Genomic DNA, 17,347 nt, shown 5'->3' on the forward strand with positions numbered 1-17,347 from the left:
CTTCCCCGGTCCCCCGACCGACTCCGCGCGCCGACCGCCGCGGGAACCCGTCGCCGCGAACGGTTCGCGGCGACCGTTTCGTTGCGAGCCGTTCACCGATGCGCTCCGATTCCGGGGACGGCGGCGGGGTAGGTGGTACTTAGGCCCCATAACTGGTTGCTAATCCGGAAAACGTGGCGGCACGATGCCGTCTGTTTATGGGTTCGGGCGTCGGAGACGAAGCAAATGGCGTCACGAAGCGTCGCGCTCGTCGTCGTGGTCCTCGTCGTCCTCGCCGGATGCACGGCCGGCGGTTCCGCGCCGACGGACACGACCGCGACATCGACGGCATCGCCGACAATCGATTCGCCGACGACCACCCCCGCCGCGAACGACACGGGGACGGACGGCACCCCGGCGAACGCGACGGCGGCGAACACGACCACCGCGAACCGCGCGACGAACGACTCGACGGCGAACGCCTCGCTCCCGCCGGGCGTCAACGCCACGGGCGTCGCCGACGCCGAGACGCTGGTCGGCGCACACAAGCGCGCGCTGAACAACACCAGCTTCGCGTTCCGGTTCCGGGCGAACGTCTCGGTCGGGCCCGCCAGCCAGTGGACGCTCCAGTACGGGAGCGTCGGCGAGGGCCTCTCGCCGCTGGTCGTCCACTCCAACAGCGTCCGGCAGTTCGACGGGGGGACCTCCTCGACGGCCACCGACCTCTGGGCGAACGAGACGGCCGTGGTCGTCCGGTACCACGGCGAGAACCGGACCGAACTCAGACGTTACAATCGCTCGGGCGGGAACGTGGCCGACGAGACGTGGGCCCACCTCCCGCGGGCGGACCTCGACTCGCAGGTCAGCCAGTCGTGGCTCCTCGAACTCGCGCTGACCGCCGGGGACTACCGGCGCGTCGAGACCGAGCGGACCGGAAACCGGACGGTCACGGTCCTGCGCGCGACGGAACCGGTCGCCGCCGCGAACTACACCGACCTCGAATCGACGGTCCGGGTGGACGCGGCGGGCCGGGTCCGCTCGCTGTCGCTGACCGCGACCTACCGGGGCGACAACGAGACCAGAATCCACTACGAGTTCGAGTTGACCGAGGTCGGTAACGCGTCGGTCGAGCGCCCGACGTGGGTCGGTGCCGCGACCCCGCCGACGACCCGACCGGCGACCACGACCACCGAGAACGCGACGACGACGGTGCCGGCGGAGACGACGACCACGACCGCGGGGAACGCGACGGCGACGGGGACGACGACCGCCGAGAGCTGAGACGGGCTTTCGACGAGTTCCTTTCTCTCGTATCACCTACAGCGTGACGAGCGCCGGACGCTCCGACGAGTCGAATCGATTCGCACCGTCGCACGATTCGACACATCCGCCACGTTCAAGCCGTCACGATGCAAGCCTGCAATTATGACACGCTCTGTCTGGCTCAAGGCCGACGACGCGGTCGGCGACTGGGACGACCGCCGCAAGCGAATCACGGCGGGACTCGAAGCGGGCGTCGATTGGGTGCTGGTAGACGCCGACGACGTGGGTCGAGTGCGCGAACTCGGCAACGTGAACGTCGCGGCGTTCTCCGACGGCGACGCGCAGGTAATCGACGAGGCCGAGTCGCAGGCCGAGGCCGACGCCTACGTCGTCGGCAAGAACGGAGAGGGCGACGGGACCGTGGACCTCCCCAACGACTTCTCGGGGTCGGCGGACCTCTCGACGCTCCGGCGCGACGACGACCGGGCGAACGGCGCGTACGTCCGGATTCTGAACGAGGACTACGAGGCGTTCGCCGAGGAAGCGGCCACGGAGGCCGACTACACCGTCGTCGTCGGCGAGGACTGGACCATCATCCCGCTGGAGAACCTCATCGCGCGCATCGGCGAGGAGACCGAACTCGTCGCGGGCGTCACCTCGGCGGCGGAGGCCAAGACCGCGTTCGAGACGCTGGAAATCGGGAGCGACGCGGTGTTGCTCGACAGCGACGACCCCGACGAGATTCGCCGGACGGTCGAGGTCCGCGACGAGGCCGAACGCGAGAGCGTGGACTTCGAGTGGGCCGAGGTGAAGACAGTCGAGCGGACCGGGAGCGCCGACCGGGTCTGCGTCGATACGGGGAGCCTGATGGACCACGACGAGGGGATGCTCGTCGGGTCGATGTCGCGGGGCCTCTTCTTCGTCCACGCCGAGACCGCCGAATCGCCGTACGTCGCCTCCCGGCCGTTCCGCGTCAACGCGGGCGCGGTCCACGCCTACGTCCGGACGCCGGACGGCGGCACGAAGTACCTCTCGGAACTCCAGTCGGGCGACACGGTGCAAGTCGTGGACACCGACGGGCACACCCGCGAGGCGACGGTCGGCCGCGTGAAGATAGAGAAGCGCCCGATGTTCCGCGTCGTCGCCGAGTTCGAGGACGGCGACCGCGTGGAGACGCTCCTCCAGAACGCCGAGACCATCAAGATCGCCACCGGCGAGGGCCGCAAGGCCGTCACCGACCTCGAAGCGGGCGACGAACTGCTGGTCTACCGCGAGGGCGGCGCTCGGCACTTCGGCGAGGCGGTCGAGGAGAGCATCATCGAGAAGTAGCGCGCTCGGTCGCGTCCACCTATTCTACCGCGAACGCGTCGGATTCACCGGGAAATCACGTTGCCTTCGGTCGGTCCGTTGGGACCCTCGCGCTCGGGCAGGGGCGTCGTACACCACTGACAGAAGTCCAATTCCTCGTCCACGGGCTTGCCGCAGTGAGGGCACTGTTCGCCTTCCTCCTGCTCGGGGTCGCTCTGCAGCGCTAGCCAGTAGGCATCGACGGCGCTGAACAGGCGCACGACCCAGATGGGGAGCATCTCCTGCCAACTCAGCCCCTGCGTCGCCTCCATCGCGGCGTCGAACGCGGCCGACATACTGCCCGAGGCCGTCGTCGCCGTCTCCGGGAGCGGGACGAACAGCAACACGGCGCTGACCATGAACGCGAACCACATCGCCGAGCGGAGCCACTCCCGGATGTAGACGTGCCCGAGTCCGGGGAGGAAGAACGACAGTAGCGCGCCCAGCCACGGACGCTTCTGGGAGTTGGAACGAGTCACTACTCGGCGCTAACCGACCGACGTTAATAAATGCTGTCCCCTCACGCCCGAGAGAGGCCTCAATATAGTTGATTCGTTTTATCACCTCGGGGGAGCAGCCTCGACGGTTGGCCGGTTCTCACGACCGATTCGTCGCACCGAGCGACCGAACCGAGTCGAACGCTTCGGTCACGCCACCGACGCCAACTCTTTGTGAGTCGAATGTGAGTTTTCGGAGAAAGATTTAAATATATTCGAGAAGTCAACTCACACCGTGAGCCGAGAGATACGCATCACCGTGGACGACGACGAGGTCTTCGAGCGGATGAAACGTCGAAAACAGGACCTCGACCTCTCGTGGGAGGACGTGCTTCACCGGGGACTGCGGCGCGACACGGCCCCGGATTCCGGCCGGGAAGCGACGAGAAACCGGGCGGCGGACGACGCGATGGACCGGCCCGACCAGCGACCGCCGTCGGACACGCGACGACGCTCGGGCCGCGAGGGCGGCCGCCGCGACCGGTGGGACGCCCTCGCCGAGGACCTCGAATCCCAGATTCAGAACCGGGTGTACGACACCATCGAGTCGTCGTTGAGCGTCGGCAGCGAATCGGCCTCGGACCCCGGCGACTTCGGCGATGTCAGCGAGTTAGAGCGCGCCGAAGACGCCACGCTCGAATTCGACTTCCTCGACGACGCCTCCGAGTACCGCGTGCCGCTCCGGGTGAACCTCCGGACCGGTCCCGAGGGCATCGACGTGGAGGTCGTCGCGGTCCGGCAGGGGAAGACGGTCACCCAGGCGAACCGATTCGACGGCGGCGCTCGCAGGCAGGTGAACACCCGCCTCGCCTCCGGAGACGTCGCGCAGCTCCGGTTCGACGCCGCCGACGAGACGTACGCCGTCCGGCCGGTCCTGACGTGGACCCGCGACGAGGCGGGCGGCCCGACGGTCTCCGCGGTCGAGATCGACGAGGTGGTCCTCGATGGCGACCGGTGAGAGCGCCGCGGACCTCGCGCGAGTGTTCGGGCTGCTGAGCGACGAGACGCGCCTCGACATCGTTCGCGCGCTCGCCGAACGGCGCTTCGAGAAATCGGACGACGCCTGCCTCTCGTTCTCGGAACTCCGGGGTCGCGTCGGCGCGCGCGACGCCGGTCGGTTCAACTACCACCTCGGGCAACTCCGCGGTTCGCTGGTCGAGAAGACGCCGGAGGGCTACCTGCTCACCGACGAGGGCGTCACCGTGGGCGCGCTCGTCCTCGACGCGAATCCGCTGGCGCGACTCGCCTGAACCGCCCGCTCACGACAGGTCGTCCACCAACCGCGCCAGCGTTTCGAGGTCGTACTGGCCCGGCGCGGTCGCGTCCTCGGGCGCGACCGGCGCGTAGCCGATTTTCGACCCGTAGAGCGGCGCGACCGCCCGCGAGTGGCGTCCGGGCGCGCCCATCGCCATCGTCGCCACCCGCTCGCCCGCAGCGTCGAACTCGCGGGTGATGGCGAGCAGGTCCAGCACGTCGCTCCGACTCTCGGCCGTGACCGCGAGTTTCCCCACGTCGGCGAGTCGGGTGGCGGTTTCGAGGTCCTCACGCAGGTCCGGCTTCGGCGGCGTGCGCTCGAAATCGTGGACCGACGCGACGACTCGGGTACCGGCCCGGCGCGCGCGCTCGGCGACTCGCTCGCCCTCGCCCGCGGTGAGGCTCTCCAGTTCCACGTCCACCGCGCCGACGCAGGCCAGTTCCGCGGCTTCGGCCAACTCGGCGAGGCGGGCCTCGTCGTCCTCGGCCTCGCCGCCCTCCCAGACCGCGCGGTTGGTAGCGAGGACGGGCAGTTCGCCGTCGTACTCCCCGAGCGTGGCGAGCGGGTCGCTGGCGAGGTCCATCCGGAACTCCACGGCGTCGGCGTGGGCGCGGGCGTCCGTCTCGGCGTCGAGGTCGGCGAGACTGGCGGCGAGGACGAACTCCTCGAAGTTCATGCGTGGACGTGTGTCGCGGGCGTGGAAAAGTGTACTCGTCGGTCGGAACCGGGACTCGGCGCGATGACGTTTCGGTCCTCGCGCAACCGACTCCGGAAACCGAGAACAGTGGACGGGAAATTCTTATCAGATCGACGTGAGAAGTTCGGGACGGTGATTCACCGACGACCGACGCGACCTGAGCGACGAACAGCGACTCGTCCTCGAAGCGGTTGACGGCACCGACGTGCCGGAACTCAGACACGTCCACCAGCGGCTCGTTGACGACGACGAGACGCAGTTCACCCATTCGCCGGACTACGGGGACAACTACTACAACGACGAGCGCGAGCGAATTCAGGAACGGCTTCAGGAACTTCAGGACGAGGGGCTAGTGGCCGTAGACGGTCGTGGGAAGCCGTGGCGCGTGACGGCGGACGGAGAACAAATTCTCACTGAAGAGTAGAATCTCGCGTCGCATTGGGTGACGGCGGTTATTCTCCGCCGAAAGCCTCGTGGGAGACCCGGTAGCAGTCGCCGTCGCGTTCGTAGCTCTCGATCGTGTACAACTGCAACTGGCGTTCCTGCTTCGTCTTGACCCGGAAGTCGTAGTTCTCGGCCTCGTAGCCGAGGTCCCGACCCTCGGCGAACTCCCGGTGGGAATCGAGGCGCTCGCCGGCCTTCTCGTCGGCGAACGCTTCGATTTTTGCGAGGCGGTCGTCGAACACCTCGCGGAACTCCGTGCTGAGTTCGTAGCCCACCGAGTCGCGCCCGGCGACCATCGCGGCGAGACTAGTGGTGCCGGTGCCCCAGAAGGGGTCCAGCACCGTGTCGCCGTACACCGAGTACATGTTGACGAGTCGGTAGGGGACCTCGAAGGGGAACGCCGCCGAGCGCGTCCGGAGGTCGTCGTGGTCCAGTCGTTGCCCTTCACCCTGCACGTCGGTCCAGAGGTCCGAGAACCAGTCGTTGCGCTCCTCCCAGAAGTAGGCGGCCTCGTAGCGGCGCTCGGCACCGGTCTCGAACGACCGGCGCTCGTCCCCGTTTCGGAAGAGGAGGACGTACTCGTGTTCGAGGGTCGCGTAGGCGTTGGGCGGCACCATCCCCGACCCCATGAACTTCGTGAGACTGTTGACCGGCTTGCGCCACAGTACGTCCGGCAGGAGGTCGAAGCCCCGTTCGCGGAATCTGGTGATGAGTTCGGCGTGGTTCGGGTAGAGTTGGAAGCCGTCGCCGACGCTTCTGGTGGCGTCCCCGACGTTGACCGCGGCGACGCCGCCCTCGACGAGGACGCGCGAGAGTTCGTCCCAGACCGGGTTCAGCGCGGCGTGCATCGCCTCGAAGGCGGCCTCGCCGTCGCCGTCGGCCAGCAGGTCCGCTATCTCGTCGTCCAACTCCGCAAACAGGTCGTCCCACATCGCGATCATGGGATACGGCGGCGAGGTCACGACGAGTTCGACGGAGTCGTCGTCCAGCGCCGTCATCTCGCGGGCGTCGCCGACGTGAATCCGGTGTTCGGTTTCCATCCGCTCTGTAAGGCGTCTCTGGGTGCCGTACAATTCTCTTTCGGTTCGAAACGGTGTGTAACTAGAAAGGTGGGGTAAATCGGTACGACGGCGAATCGTCGTCGGGGCGACGGCGGGTGTCGGGCGACCGAAGCGTCAGGCCATCGCGGGGGCCTCTTCGGCCTCCAGCAGTTCGTGGTAGCGGTTGCGGATGGTGACCTCGCTGATGTCGGCGACCTCGCTGACCTCGGCCTGCGTGGTCTTCTCGTTGGTCAGGAGCGCGGCGGCGTAGACGGCGGCCGCGGCGAGACCGACCGGCGACTTGCCGCTGTGGACGCCCTTTTCCTTGGCCGTCTTGAGCAGTTCGCGGGCGCGGTGTTCGGCCTCGTCAGAGAGGTCGAGTCCGGAGGCGAACCGCGGGACGTAGCTCTCGGGGTCGGCGGGCTTGACTTCGAGGTTGAGTTCCCGGACCACGTAGCGGTACGTCCGGGCGACCTCGCTCTTCTCGACCCGACTCACGTCGGCGATTTCGTCCAGACTTCGCGGGACGCCCGCCTGTCGCGCCGCGGCGTAGACGCAGGCCGTCGAGACGCCCTCGATGGAGCGCCCGGGCAGGAGGTCCTCGTCGAGCGCGCGGCGGTAGATGACCGAGGCGGTCTCCCGGACGTTGTTCGGCAGGCCGAGCGCGGAGGCCATGCGGTCGATTTCGCCGAGCGCCTGCTTGAGATTGCGCTCCTTGGAGTCGCGGGTGCGGAACCGCTCGTTCCACTTGCGCAGGCGTTGCATCTTCTCGCGCTGGCGGGACCCCAGCGAGTTGCCGTAGGCGTCCTTGTTCCGCCAGTCGATGTTGGTCGAGAGACCCTTGTCGTGCATCGTGTTGGTCGTCGGCGCACCGACCCGGCTCTTCTCGTTCTTCTCTTTCGAGTCGAACGCGCGCCACTCGGGGCCGCGATCGACTTGGTCTTCGTCCACGACCAGACCGCACTCCTCGCAGACGGTCTCGCCGTGTTCGGTGTCCGAGATGAGGTTACCGTTGCACTCGGGGCAGGCGGTAGACTGCTCGGATTCCTCTTCGACCTCTTCCTCTGCGTCGGTTCGCTTGACTCGCGTAGTTACGTCTGACATGATGGCTCCTCGTTGCGGAGATGGCGCGGGCTACCGGGCAGGGAGAACCTGAAAAACCCGGCCTCAATTCCTTAGCTTTCGCTACTTCCGAAAGGTATTTAGTATTTTCGGAATTGGATTTGGCGGGTATCGTGAACGGTACACATACCCGGCTGAGACGCCGGTCTCGGTCGGCCGGAAGAAAATTTAAATCCTCCCTTCCGGGTTCGAGCGCGGTGGCGGACGATTTAACCTACCGGGCTTCGAAGCACCCGGCGATGGCAGTTCAGACCGACCGCGTTGCGGCCCGAGTCGTCTCTCTGGCTCCGAGCGCGACCGAGACCCTGCGGGCGCTCGGTGCGACCGACCGCCTCGTCGGCGCGACCTACCACTGCGAGACCGAGGTCCCCGCAGTCGGCGGGTGGCTCAACCCCGACTACGACGCCGTCGCCGACCGGGACCCGGACCTCGTGTTGACCGCCGACGACTTGCAGGCCGACGTGACCGCCGACCTGCGCGACCGCGGCTACGACGTGTTCCACGCCGCACCGACCACGTTGTCGGAGGTGGTCGAATCCTTAGCCGACCTCGGCGCGGCGGTGGGCCTGCCCGACGAGGGCGAGGCGCTCGCCGAGCGTGCCCGAACACGCCTCGACCGCGTTCGGCGGCGCGTCCCGGACGAGGGCGACGGTTCGGACGCCCGGCCCGTGGTCTACTGCGAGGAGTGGTCCGAACCCCCGATGGTCGCGGGCAACTGGGTGCCCGAAGTGGTCGAGGTCGCGGGCGGACGCTACCCGTTCCTCGACCCCGGCGAGCGCTCCCGCGAGGTCTCGGCGACCGAGGTCGAGACCGCCGACCCGGACCACGTCGTCATCCACGTCTGCGGCCACGGGGCCTGCGCGGACCCCGAGACCGTCACCGACCGCGACTGGGACCTCTCGGCGATAGCTCGCGACGACGTCCACGTCGTGGACGACTCGCTGCTGAACCAGCCGAGTCCGCGCCTCGTGGAGGGCGTCGAACGACTCGCCGCCCTCCTGCATCCCGACGCGTTCGACGCGTGAGGACGACCCTCGCTTCCGCGAGGACGGCGTTCGCTTCGTCGAGTCTTCGACCGACTACCGGTACGCGAGTCCGACGGCGACGAGACCGCCGAGCGCCCCGCCGACCGCGAGACCGACGACGAGGGCGGCGCTCGCGCCGAACCAGATGGCCGGCGCGAGCGGGAGGACGAGGAAGCCACAGAGCATCGCCGACGCCCCCGGTCGGCGGGCCGTCTTCCGACTCGCGTCGGGCGTCGTCAGGAGTTCCCGACGGTCGCGGTACCGAATCGACCACCCGAGCGTCACGCACGCGCTGGCTCCGACGAGGACGGACGCGGTTCCGATGACTCGCTCCGAGACGCCGGCACCGACCGCCACCGCGAGCGCTACCAGTCCGACGCCGCTCGCCACGGCAACGGCGGCGTTCGACCGGACCGCGGCATCGTTCGCCGGTTCGACGCCGAACCAGCCCCGAACGGGACTGTTCGGTCGCAACGAGTGGACGGCGGCCGCGACGAACGCCAGTCCGGTCGTCGCCGTGAGTCCGGCGGCGAAGGCGGTTCCGTTGTCCATATCGGACGATGTGTCCGTTTTCTAAAGAGCATTGGTGTCCGGCGCGCTCCGCCACCGGAGCGCAACCGCCAAGTCGGCCGAGCGTCTCCCCCCGCACATGCGAGTCGGCGTCGGAAGCACCAATCCCGTGAAGTGCGCCGCAACCGAGTCCGCCCTGACCGACTTCCCCGGCACGGTCGTCGAGTCGGTCGCCGTCGAGTCGGGCGTGAGCGAGCAACCGGTCGGCGAGCGCGAGACCGTCGCAGGGGCGGAGAACCGCGCTCGGAACGTCCTCGACGCGGGCGACTACGACCTCGGCGTCGGACTGGAGGGCGGCGTCGCCGACGTCGAGGGCACCGACGGACTCTTCTTGATAATGTGGGCGGCCGCGACCGACGGCGAGCGAGTCGGCCACGGTGCCGGCCCGCGACTCCGCCTCCCCGAGTCCATCGCGGGCCGGGTCCGCGACGGCGAAGAGCTGGGTCCGGTGATGGACGACGTACTGGACATGGAGAACGTGGCGAAGAAGCAGGGCGCGGCGGGCGCGCTGACCGGCCACGTCATCGACCGCGAGGGTGCCCTGAAACAGGCGTTGGCCGGCGCGCTCGGCCCGTTCGTGACCGAACTGTACGACTGAGCGGGTTTCGACGGGCGACGACCGAGTAGGCGTCGGCCGGTGACGACCGAGCGGGGTCGGTGAAACCTCACTCGCGGACGCGCTCGGGCTTCTGCTTGCCGACCTGCTCGAAGTCGAGGTCACGGTCGCGGTCGAGCGTCACGTCTTCGGTCTCGACCAGATTGCTCATTCGGCGCTCGAACTCCTCGTCGGTGAGTTCCCCGCGAGCGTACCGCGCCTTGAGTTCGGCCAGCGGGTCCGGCGTCGCGTTCTCGGCGTTCTCCGCGTCGCTCGACTCCCGAACGGCGGGCAGTATTTCCTCGCCGACCAGCGCAATCGTCGGCACGAGCAGTAACCATCCGACGACGAAGACCACCGCCGCCATCTTCGGACCCGCGAAGAGCGCGACGAGGATGCCGAGCGGAAGCGTCGCCACCGCGACGAGACCGGAAAGGAGTCCCGGCAGATTGCTGGACATGCTCCGCTGTTGTCGAGAAGGAATGATAATTATTGTGACTGCTGGAGCGGACGCCGAAGAACGAACCGCGGGGCGTCAGTCGTCGGTCGGTTCCGCGGCGGCCCGCGCGTCCTTGCTCTCCTCGACCGCGGTCGTGAGCGAGACGTTTAGCCAGAACATCGAAGCGACGCCGCCGACGAGCGTTATAATGTTCTTCACGGCGTGGTCGAGGATGGCCGCGCCCAGCGCGATGCTCCAACCGATGGGCGTCAGGCCGACCACGAGCAGGGTGAAGGCACCCTCGTACAGACCGACGCCGCCGGGCGACAGCGGCAGGACCTTGGCGAGGTTGCCCACGCTGACCGCGAAGAAACACACCGCCACGAGCATCGGAATCGGGAGCGAGACGCTCGGGAACGCGGTCAGGACGAGCAGCGCGGTCAGCACGTCGAGCGTCCAGATGGCGAGACTCGACGCGCCGACGGTGAGGAAGGCGCTCCGGTTGCCCGCGACGGTCTGGACGTCGCCGGTGAACCGCTCGATGACGCCGGTCACGTAGTCGGCGTACGAGTCGTTGCTGAGTCCCGAGACGACCCCGCGGACGAGGTTGCGGTCCGACCGGGCGCTCAGCACGATAGCCCCGACCGCGAGGATGGCCGCGAGTCCGACGCCGCCCGCGACGTAGAGGGCGGTCTGTCCGGCCGCGCCGTACTTGCTGGCGGATTCGCCCCCCGAGGGAGCCGACCCGAACAGCGTCGATTCGAGACCGCCGGTCGCGCCCGTCAGCGCGAGGCCCAGCAGGACGACGCCCGCGAGCATCGTGATGGTCAGCAGGTCGAAGACGCGCTCGACCGCCAGCGAGGCGAAGCCGGTCGGGTAGGGAATCGACCGGCGGGCCTTCACGACGTAGGCTCGAACCGCGTCACCCGCTCGGGCGGGGAACACGAGGTTGCCGGTCTGACTGACGAATATCGCCCCCGTCAGGAAGTCCGCGTCCTCGGTGTACCCCAGTTCTTCGAGGATGTCGCGATAGCGCGTCCCGCGCAGGGGCCACGAAATCACGTAGACCAGCGCGGCGAGACCGACCAGCATCGGGTCGGCCTGACTCATCCGATTTAGAACCTCGTTCAGCGGGAGGTACCGGCTCATCAGGAGGACCGCGACGACGGTCATGAAGATGCCCGCCGCGATGGAGACGCGCTTGGTGATGCGCGGTTGGACCGTGAACTCCCACCAACAGCGCATGATTTGGCTTCCCATCCCGAACACGTCCCGGACGATATCGACCTTCGAGTCGCCCTTCGGTTCCCAATCGACCGCGAACTCCTTGATGTCGTAGCCCCGGCGCTGTGCGCGCACGAGGACTTCGGTGTCCCAGAACCAGTGTTCGTCCTCGACCTCGTTCAGTACGTCGAACAGCGCGGTCCGGTCGAAGGCCTTGAACCCGCACTGATGGTCGCGCATCTTCGACCCGAGAAAGGTCCGTGTCAGTCCGTTGAACCCCCGACTCGCTACGTCGCGTTTCGCGGGTCTACTAGCCTCCTCGCCGGGCATCCAGCGCGACCCGGTGGCGAACTCGTACTCGCCCGACCGGACGCTCTCGACCAGTTCTTCGAGGTGGCGCATGTCGGTGGCGAGGTCGGTGTCGAAGTACACCAACGTCTCGCCGTCCGCGGCCTCGAAGGCACGATTCAATGCTCCTCCCCGGCCCAACCGCTCGTCGCTGTGGTAGTGGCGGACTCGCTCGTCTTCGGCCGCCATCCGGTCGGCGATTTCGGGCGTTCGGTCCTCGCACCCGTCCTCGGCGACGATGACTTCGAAGGTCCCGGAGGGGAGGAATTCGTCTAGCGTGGCGAGCGTCGTCTCGACAGTGTTCTCGATGGTCGCCTCCTCGTTGTAGGCGGGAAGGACGACGCTCACCTCGACTCCACGGCCGCTCATTATCGAAGATAGTCTGTCCACCCTCGTAAGTACCTTCTGCTCCGTTCCGGCGAGTACACGTCCGTAGGCCGGGCCTTGGGTCGTCGTTCACGCTCGTTCACGGAGAAAAGCTCCCGTGGAAGTGAGTCGAGCCGTCGTTACGCTCGGTAATCCGGGCTTACCGGCGAGCGAAATCGGAGCGTCGGCCACCGGTCGGCCGTCGGTCGGTCGTCGCAGTCCGTCGAAGGTCGGCGGCGTTCGACCGCTCGCTCGCAGCGAGTCGGCGGAACGTTCTCTGGAAACTCCAGATTAACCAGCCGTACCAACAGTCCCTTCGGGGGTGGTTTAGTTCAAGTAAAATCAGGATGAAAACGCAAGAGGGCGTGGTGTTAACTCCACGTACCAAATCCCCTAAGGCGGTTTCCGTCCAAGGAGTGAGTAAGGCATGAGCACGACCGCAACTGCTGGCACGACCACCCTGACCGACAAACAACAGCGCATCCTCCAGTACCTCCGAGAGAAGGGCCAGATGAAGACGTACTTCAAGTCCCGACTCATCGGCGACGAACTCGGCATGACCGCCAAGGAGGTCGGTGCGAACATGACCGCCATCGCCGAGGGCGAGTTCGACGTGGACGTAGAGAAGTGGGGCTACTCCTCGTCCACGACGTGGAAGGTCACGACCTGATAGACCACGACGCGACGCCCGCGACGTAACGCCGAGCGACGACGAACCTCGCTCCGTGACGCCGCGAGGCGACCGAGAAGCGACCGTCGCAAAGCGACGCTACGCCCGAGACGCAAACGCTGCTGGCACGTGCTCGGGGAGTGGGTTTTCCGCCGTCCGACCCCGTTTTTTCGCCGTCTTCGACTCCCGATGCTTCACTCGCGCCACGACCTGTCGGCCGACCAGTCGAGCCACTGCTCGGCCTTGCCCGCGTCGATTAGCCGTTCGTACCCCTCGAACGACCGGCGGACCTCGGCGTCGTACAGCTCCGCCAGTTCCGCACTCGGCGCTTCGACCGTCGTGCCCTCTGCGGCCCCGAAGAACACTTCGTGGCCCGCGAACTCCGCCTCCAGCGCCCGGACCGCGAGGTCCGCGGCGTCCGCGAGGTGGAGGTACGCGAACAGCGTCTTGCGCGCCTTCTCGAAGAACCCGGCGTCTCGAATTCCGGCCAGCGAGCGGTCGGCCTCCGCGAAGACGGTCCGTAGCTCCTCGTCGGTCGTCACGAGCGGGAACCGGAGCGACGCGACGGTGGTCGGCGCGCCCTCCCTGCGGCCGAACCCGTCGGCGACAACTTCCGCGACCTGCTTGCCGAGACCGTAGGGGTTCGAGGGCGTCAGCGGATGGGTCTCGTCCACGGGCAGATACTCGACGCGCACCTCGTCCTCGAAGCCCGCGCCCATCGCCGAGAGGCTAGACGCGAGTACCACCGTCTCGATTTCGAGGCTCTGGGCGGCTTCGAGGACGTGATACGGCGTCTGGGCGTTGCTCCGAAAGGTGACGTGACCGGGCGTCTCGTCCGGGCGCGGAATCGTCCCGAAGTGGGCCACGGCGTCGGGGTCCGCGCGAGCGAGCGACCCGTACACCTCGCCGGGGTCCAGCAGGTCGGTGCGGAGGTACCGGTCGGCGACCGTCTCCCGTCGGTCGCCTCTGCTCAAGTTGACGGTGCGATAGCCCCGGTCCGCGAGCGCCGAGAGGAGGGCGGTTCCCAACTCGCCGTTCCCGCCGGTGACTGCCACGGTGTCCATGAGAGAAGACGGACCGCGAGCGACCGAAAAACTACGGGTCGAACGAGATGAACCCGTCCGCTTCGGCCGCGAACGCCGCGGCGGTCTCGCCGAACGAGTCGGCGTACCGGACTAACAGGGTGATAATCGTCTCCGGGTTCCGGACCGCGTAGCCGTCCTCGCGGTCCAACAGCCCGGCGTCTTCGAGGTCGGCGGCGTACTTGCTCACCGTCGGTCTCGACACGTCCAGCGCGTCGGCGAGGTCGCTACCGGTCGCCGAGGGGTCGCGCAGTAACTCGACGAGCATCCCCCGCGGGGTGTCCCGGCGGAGGTAGCCCAGTGCGACCTGTTCGAACGAGGAGAACTGTTCTGCCGGGTAGAACCGGCGGTAGTCACCGTCTCGTCGGCTCTCGACGACGCCCGCGTCGAGGAGCTGTCGGAGGTGATGCTGTGCCTCCCCCGTCCCCAGTTTCAAGTCGTCACGGACCTTCGAGAAGTGCGCGCCCGGCGTCGTCGCGACGTAGCCCGCAATCGCGTCTCGGGCTTCGCTCTCGCCGCTGTCGGCCTCGGCGCGGAACGAAGCCAACGGCGTCGCGGCCCCCAAGACCGCGAACCGTCGGAGCGTCGCCCGCTTATTTTCATCCACTTCGGAGCGCTCAACCATCTACGATAGAAGGGTCGGCGTGGAGGATTAAAACACCTTCGGCTTGCGAGTCGGTCGCACGGCCGAGAGGTTCAGGTCTGGCGAGAGCGACGCCGTGCGGTCGGTCACGGAGCGGTCGGAGATAGTCGTCTCCGAGGGCTATCACGATTTGCGGGGGTTTTCTACTCTCATTCCGTCACTTTCGGGGTAGATACGTCGCGTCGCGTTCGGCCTGAACAGAACTCTTCGTAGTCACTCGATGCGGCCGTCACCTCGAACACGGGTCTGGGTCTCCTCGGAGTCTCGGTCTCGGTACTCGTCATAGATACGAAAGAGAGTGGCGGCGGTCGGAAACCGGCGCAACTCAGTACCGCCGCACGAATATTCCCTCTCGAACCACCCACTTGTACGTTTCCGAATTACTCTAAGGAGTTCCGTCACTCCGGGGCGGCTCGGCGCAAAAAAGCGGCGGGCGTTACTTTTCGACTTCGGCGTCCATCTCGGCTTCCACGTCTTCGATGTCGGGAGACTCCTCGTCCATCTCCTCAATGACCTCGTCGGCGCTCTTGATGTTCGCGGGGTCTTCGCCCTCTTTGATGGCTTGGGCCTCCTGCTCCATCGCTTCGACGTCCATCTCGGCCTCCTCGTCTATCTGACCGAGAATCTCCTCGATGTTGTCGAGACCGATGAGTTCGCGGGTCTCCTCGTCGAAATCGAGGCTGTCGAGTTCGCCGTTGTCCTCCTTCACGTCGCTCCCGGTGAGATGCTTGCCGTAGCGGCCGAGCATCGAGGAGAGTTCCTGCGGGAGGACGAAGGTCGTGGATTCGCCCTGACCGATGGATTCGAGCGTCTCCATGCCCTTGTCGATGACCGCGCGCTCGCCCATCGACTCGGCGGATTTGGCGCGGAGGACGGTCGAAACTGCGTCACCCTGCGCTTCCAGAATCTGGCTCTGCTTCTCACCCTGCGCCCGGATGATGTTCGACTGCTTGTCACCTTCCGCGGTCTCGATGGCGCTCCGGCGCTCACCCTGCGCCTCCAGAATCATGGCGCGGCGCTTGCGCTCCGCGGAGGTTTGTTGCTCCATCGCCTGCTGGACGTCCTTGCTCGGGTTGACCTCCCGAACTTCGACGCTCTCGACGCGGATACCCCACTCGTCGGTGGGTTCGTCGAGTTCGCGGCGGATTTTGGCGTTTATCTCTTGGCGCTTGTTCAGCGTGTCGTCCAGTTCCATGTCGCCCAGCACCGCACGGAGCGTCGTCTGGGCGAGGTTCGAGACGGCGCGTTTGTAGTCCTCGACTTCGAGGAACGCTTTCTTGGCGTCCATGACCTTGATGTAGACCACGGCGTCGGCCGTCACCGGCGAGTTGTCGCGGGTGATAGCTTCTTGACGCGGCACGTCGAGGGTCTGGGTCCGCATGTCGAAACGGTGGGTCGCGCTCACGAACGGCGGGACGAAGTTGATACCGGGTTCGAGCAGTTTCCGGTACTCGCCGAACACCGTCAGTGCGCGCTTCTCCGTCGCGTCCACGATCTCGACCGACTGCCAGATGGTGATGACCGCCAGCGCGAGGACCAGCAGCGCGACTACCGTGAAGCCCCCGACCGCGGAGGCCTGTAGTGGAACCAACATACTTGGACTGTTAGCAAGAGTGAATGTTAAGCGTTCCCCTCACGGTCGGCGGGACCACGGCGGAATTTTGTCAATCGACGGCGACGAACGCGCTCGAATTCAAATCTCCTCGGTGTCGGTTTCGCGGGCGGACGGGTCGTCCGTGCGCTCGTCGGCCAGTTCGGAGTCGAGAGCGTCGTCTCTGCCCTTCGCCAGTTCGCGGTCGATGGGGTCCTCGATGGCCTCCAGCGCCTCGACCTTGACGACGTTGCCGCCGCCGGGGTCTACGACCATCACCTCGGTCCCCTCGGGAATCTCGCCGCGAATCGTCCGTGCGGCGTAGTAGGGGTTGAACCCGCCCTCGTGGAGCTTTATCTGGCCGTCCTCGGGCGTGACGCGCTCGGTGACGCGGCCGGTCTCGCCCTTCAGCGAGTCGGAGTCGCGGGTGCGGGCGACGCCCTTCCCGCCGTAGAGGTCCAGCTCCCGATACGCGTACAGCGAGGCCGCCCCGAAGGCGAGTACCAGCGCGGCCAACACGAGCGGCGAGGCGGCCGGTCCCAGCAGCAGTCCGACGGCTCCCGCGAGCGCGAGCGCGACCCCGAGGACGATGAAGTGCGCGCCCGGAATCAGCGCCTCGGCGATGGCGAGACCGATGCCAGCGACGAGGAGCAACAGCGGGAGCGAGTCCAACAGCGGTGCCATACCAACGTCTTGGGATTCGGACCGGTTAACGTTTTGCAGTCTCCGGAAGCCGCGCGGTCGGACGCTCCAGCGTCGAGTCGCCGAAGCTTCGTCGGTGGAGAATCCTCTAGCGTGTCTTAACACACCTCTGTATTTCTCAAGTAATTACAGGAATTGGTCCGTCGGCGAGACACCGACCGGTCGGTGTCTCGCCGACAGCGCCGCTTGCCCGTTCACGGACTACACGGCCTGCCGCTCGCCCACGGCACCGCCTACCCGCCCGCGGACAGGAAGAGGCGGGCGAAGACGAACAGCGTCGCGGCGATGCCGAGGACGACGAAGAGCGCGTTCTCCAGCGTCGGCGACCCCGGCTCTATCGGCGGAATGTCGTCCGCCTCCTCGGGTTCGTAGCCGTCTTCGCCGACCTCGTCGGTGTCGTACTTCCAGTCCGACATGGCCGGAGGTACGCGGGCCACCGGGAAAAGGC

Annotated in this window: 20 protein-coding genes; 8 read left to right on the forward strand and 12 right to left on the reverse strand. The window is 66.9% G+C overall.

Features of this window, described 5'->3' with window-relative positions:
• Nucleotides 1–225: 225 nt before the first annotated feature.
• Together M0R88_RS11035 and M0R88_RS11040 are read left to right on the forward strand one after the other, a co-directional pair.
• A complete protein-coding gene (locus M0R88_RS11035; RefSeq protein ID WP_248653564.1) occupies nucleotides 226–1,260 on the forward strand; it encodes a hypothetical protein in 1,035 nt (344 codons plus the stop codon).
• 144 nt (nucleotides 1,261–1,404) lie between these two features.
• Entirely contained in the window at nucleotides 1,405–2,571 is a 1,167-nt protein-coding gene (locus tag M0R88_RS11040; protein WP_248653565.1) for a 3-dehydroquinate synthase II, read from the forward strand.
• 44 nt (nucleotides 2,572–2,615) lie between these two features.
• On the opposite strand, the gene M0R88_RS11045 is transcribed toward M0R88_RS11040, so the two are convergent.
• Nucleotides 2,616–3,068 (reverse strand): zinc ribbon domain-containing protein, encoded by a 453-nt coding sequence (locus M0R88_RS11045; protein ID WP_248653566.1) that lies wholly within the window; start codon nucleotides 3,066–3,068, stop codon nucleotides 2,616–2,618.
• 253 nt (nucleotides 3,069–3,321) lie between these two features.
• Here M0R88_RS11045 and M0R88_RS11050 point away from each other — a divergent pair, with 253 nt between their 5' ends.
• Nucleotides 3,322–4,044 (forward strand): hypothetical protein, encoded by a 723-nt coding sequence (locus M0R88_RS11050; protein ID WP_248653567.1) that lies wholly within the window; start codon nucleotides 3,322–3,324, stop codon nucleotides 4,042–4,044.
• Entirely contained in the window at nucleotides 4,031–4,336 is a 306-nt protein-coding gene (locus M0R88_RS11055) for an ArsR/SmtB family transcription factor (RefSeq protein ID WP_248653568.1), read from the forward strand. Before M0R88_RS11050 ends, M0R88_RS11055 begins: the two co-directional genes overlap by 14 nt.
• 9 nt (nucleotides 4,337–4,345) lie before the next feature.
• Here the strand turns inward: M0R88_RS11055 and M0R88_RS11060 are convergent, their stop codons facing one another.
• Nucleotides 4,346–5,017, reverse strand: a complete 672-nt coding sequence (locus tag M0R88_RS11060) for a type I 3-dehydroquinate dehydratase (protein WP_248653569.1) — start codon at nucleotides 5,015–5,017, stop codon at nucleotides 4,346–4,348.
• 226 nt (nucleotides 5,018–5,243) lie between these two features.
• On the opposite strand from M0R88_RS11060, the gene M0R88_RS11065 reads away from it, so the two are divergent.
• Nucleotides 5,244–5,462, forward strand: a complete 219-nt coding sequence (locus M0R88_RS11065) for a hypothetical protein (RefSeq protein WP_248653570.1) — start codon at nucleotides 5,244–5,246, stop codon at nucleotides 5,460–5,462.
• Nucleotides 5,463–5,490: 28 nt separating this feature from the next.
• On the opposite strand, the gene M0R88_RS11070 is transcribed toward M0R88_RS11065, so the two are convergent.
• Both M0R88_RS11070 and M0R88_RS11075 read right to left on the reverse strand, forming a co-directional pair.
• The gene (locus M0R88_RS11070) at nucleotides 5,491–6,522 is read right to left on the reverse strand and encodes a DNA-methyltransferase (RefSeq protein WP_248653571.1); all 1,032 of its coding nucleotides are present in this window, start codon (nucleotides 6,520–6,522) and stop codon (nucleotides 5,491–5,493) included.
• Between the two features lie 135 nt (nucleotides 6,523–6,657).
• Nucleotides 6,658–7,626, reverse strand: a complete 969-nt coding sequence (locus tag M0R88_RS11075; RefSeq protein WP_248653572.1) for a transcription initiation factor IIB — start codon at nucleotides 7,624–7,626, stop codon at nucleotides 6,658–6,660.
• 257 nt (nucleotides 7,627–7,883) lie between these two features.
• Here M0R88_RS11075 and M0R88_RS11080 point away from each other — a divergent pair, with 257 nt between their 5' ends.
• On the forward strand, nucleotides 7,884–8,669 hold the full coding sequence (locus M0R88_RS11080; RefSeq protein WP_248653573.1) for a helical backbone metal receptor: 786 nt from the start codon (nucleotides 7,884–7,886) through the stop codon (nucleotides 8,667–8,669).
• 54 nt (nucleotides 8,670–8,723) lie between these two features.
• Here M0R88_RS11080 and M0R88_RS11085 read toward each other — a convergent pair whose 3' ends face one another.
• Nucleotides 8,724–9,221, reverse strand: coding sequence for a hypothetical protein (locus M0R88_RS11085; protein ID WP_248653574.1), 498 nt, complete (start codon nucleotides 9,219–9,221; stop codon nucleotides 8,724–8,726).
• Nucleotides 9,222–9,318: 97 nt separating this feature from the next.
• Between M0R88_RS11085 and yjjX the strand changes: the two genes are divergently transcribed.
• Complete coding sequence (yjjX, locus tag M0R88_RS11090) at nucleotides 9,319–9,837, forward strand: inosine/xanthosine triphosphatase (RefSeq protein ID WP_248653575.1); 519 nt, start codon at nucleotides 9,319–9,321, stop codon at nucleotides 9,835–9,837.
• Between the two features lie 67 nt (nucleotides 9,838–9,904).
• On the opposite strand, the gene M0R88_RS11095 is transcribed toward yjjX, so the two are convergent.
• Both M0R88_RS11095 and M0R88_RS11100 read right to left on the reverse strand, forming a co-directional pair.
• Entirely contained in the window at nucleotides 9,905–10,294 is a 390-nt protein-coding gene (locus M0R88_RS11095; RefSeq protein ID WP_248653576.1) for an SHOCT domain-containing protein, read from the reverse strand.
• A gap of 75 nt (nucleotides 10,295–10,369) precedes the next feature.
• Nucleotides 10,370–12,214, reverse strand: a complete 1,845-nt coding sequence (locus M0R88_RS11100; protein WP_248653577.1) for a flippase-like domain-containing protein — start codon at nucleotides 12,212–12,214, stop codon at nucleotides 10,370–10,372.
• A gap of 424 nt (nucleotides 12,215–12,638) precedes the next feature.
• On the opposite strand from M0R88_RS11100, the gene M0R88_RS11105 reads away from it, so the two are divergent.
• Nucleotides 12,639–12,881 carry a DUF7123 family protein gene (locus M0R88_RS11105; protein ID WP_248649076.1) on the forward strand — a complete coding sequence of 81 codons (243 nt, stop codon included), beginning with the start codon at nucleotides 12,639–12,641 and terminating at the stop codon, nucleotides 12,879–12,881.
• A 194-nt stretch (nucleotides 12,882–13,075) separates the two neighbouring features.
• Here the strand turns inward: M0R88_RS11105 and M0R88_RS11110 are convergent, their stop codons facing one another.
• From M0R88_RS11110 to M0R88_RS11130, 5 genes are all read right to left on the reverse strand, one after another.
• Nucleotides 13,076–13,945 carry an NAD-dependent epimerase/dehydratase family protein gene (locus M0R88_RS11110; RefSeq protein ID WP_248653578.1) on the reverse strand — a complete coding sequence of 290 codons (870 nt, stop codon included), beginning with the start codon at nucleotides 13,943–13,945 and terminating at the stop codon, nucleotides 13,076–13,078.
• A 31-nt stretch (nucleotides 13,946–13,976) separates the two neighbouring features.
• Complete coding sequence (locus M0R88_RS11115) at nucleotides 13,977–14,588, reverse strand: winged helix-turn-helix transcriptional regulator (RefSeq protein ID WP_248653579.1); 612 nt, start codon at nucleotides 14,586–14,588, stop codon at nucleotides 13,977–13,979.
• 454 nt (nucleotides 14,589–15,042) lie between these two features.
• On the reverse strand, nucleotides 15,043–16,200 hold the full coding sequence (locus M0R88_RS11120; RefSeq protein ID WP_248653580.1) for an SPFH domain-containing protein: 1,158 nt from the start codon (nucleotides 16,198–16,200) through the stop codon (nucleotides 15,043–15,045).
• Between the two features lie 99 nt (nucleotides 16,201–16,299).
• Complete coding sequence (locus M0R88_RS11125) at nucleotides 16,300–16,881, reverse strand: NfeD family protein (protein ID WP_248653581.1); 582 nt, start codon at nucleotides 16,879–16,881, stop codon at nucleotides 16,300–16,302.
• A 251-nt stretch (nucleotides 16,882–17,132) separates the two neighbouring features.
• Entirely contained in the window at nucleotides 17,133–17,315 is a 183-nt protein-coding gene (locus M0R88_RS11130; RefSeq protein WP_248653582.1) for a DUF7312 domain-containing protein, read from the reverse strand.
• Nucleotides 17,316–17,347: the final 32 nt, after the last annotated feature.

This window comes from Halorussus gelatinilyticus (genome assembly GCF_023238445.1).
GTDB lineage: Archaea > Halobacteriota > Halobacteria > Halobacteriales > Haladaptataceae > Halorussus > Halorussus gelatinilyticus.

What these genes read in the sequence shown, in the direction of transcription:
- M0R88_RS11035 (WP_248653564.1), top strand. Translation starts at nt 226, where the DNA reads ATGGCGTCACGAAGCGTCGCGCTCGTCGTCGTGGTCCTCGTCGTCCTC.
- M0R88_RS11040 (WP_248653565.1), top strand. Translation starts at nt 1,405, where the DNA reads ATGACACGCTCTGTCTGGCTCAAGGCCGACGACGCGGTCGGCGACTGG.
- M0R88_RS11055 (WP_248653568.1), top strand. Translation starts at nt 4,031, where the DNA reads ATGGCGACCGGTGAGAGCGCCGCGGACCTCGCGCGAGTGTTCGGGCTG.
- M0R88_RS11060 (WP_248653569.1), bottom strand. Translation starts at nt 5,017, where the DNA reads ATGAACTTCGAGGAGTTCGTCCTCGCCGCCAGTCTCGCCGACCTCGAC.
- M0R88_RS11070 (WP_248653571.1), bottom strand. Translation starts at nt 6,522, where the DNA reads ATGGAAACCGAACACCGGATTCACGTCGGCGACGCCCGCGAGATGACG.
- M0R88_RS11075 (WP_248653572.1), bottom strand. Translation starts at nt 7,626, where the DNA reads ATGTCAGACGTAACTACGCGAGTCAAGCGAACCGACGCAGAGGAAGAG.
- M0R88_RS11080 (WP_248653573.1), top strand. Translation starts at nt 7,884, where the DNA reads ATGGCAGTTCAGACCGACCGCGTTGCGGCCCGAGTCGTCTCTCTGGCT.
- M0R88_RS11085 (WP_248653574.1), bottom strand. Translation starts at nt 9,221, where the DNA reads ATGGACAACGGAACCGCCTTCGCCGCCGGACTCACGGCGACGACCGGA.
- yjjX (WP_248653575.1), top strand. Translation starts at nt 9,319, where the DNA reads ATGCGAGTCGGCGTCGGAAGCACCAATCCCGTGAAGTGCGCCGCAACC.
- M0R88_RS11095 (WP_248653576.1), bottom strand. Translation starts at nt 10,294, where the DNA reads ATGTCCAGCAATCTGCCGGGACTCCTTTCCGGTCTCGTCGCGGTGGCG.
- M0R88_RS11100 (WP_248653577.1), bottom strand. Translation starts at nt 12,214, where the DNA reads ATGAGCGGCCGTGGAGTCGAGGTGAGCGTCGTCCTTCCCGCCTACAAC.
- M0R88_RS11105 (WP_248649076.1), top strand. Translation starts at nt 12,639, where the DNA reads ATGAGCACGACCGCAACTGCTGGCACGACCACCCTGACCGACAAACAA.
- M0R88_RS11110 (WP_248653578.1), bottom strand. Translation starts at nt 13,945, where the DNA reads ATGGACACCGTGGCAGTCACCGGCGGGAACGGCGAGTTGGGAACCGCC.
- M0R88_RS11115 (WP_248653579.1), bottom strand. Translation starts at nt 14,588, where the DNA reads ATGGTTGAGCGCTCCGAAGTGGATGAAAATAAGCGGGCGACGCTCCGA.
- M0R88_RS11120 (WP_248653580.1), bottom strand. Translation starts at nt 16,200, where the DNA reads ATGTTGGTTCCACTACAGGCCTCCGCGGTCGGGGGCTTCACGGTAGTC.
- M0R88_RS11125 (WP_248653581.1), bottom strand. Translation starts at nt 16,881, where the DNA reads ATGGCACCGCTGTTGGACTCGCTCCCGCTGTTGCTCCTCGTCGCTGGC.
- M0R88_RS11130 (WP_248653582.1), bottom strand. Translation starts at nt 17,315, where the DNA reads ATGTCGGACTGGAAGTACGACACCGACGAGGTCGGCGAAGACGGCTAC.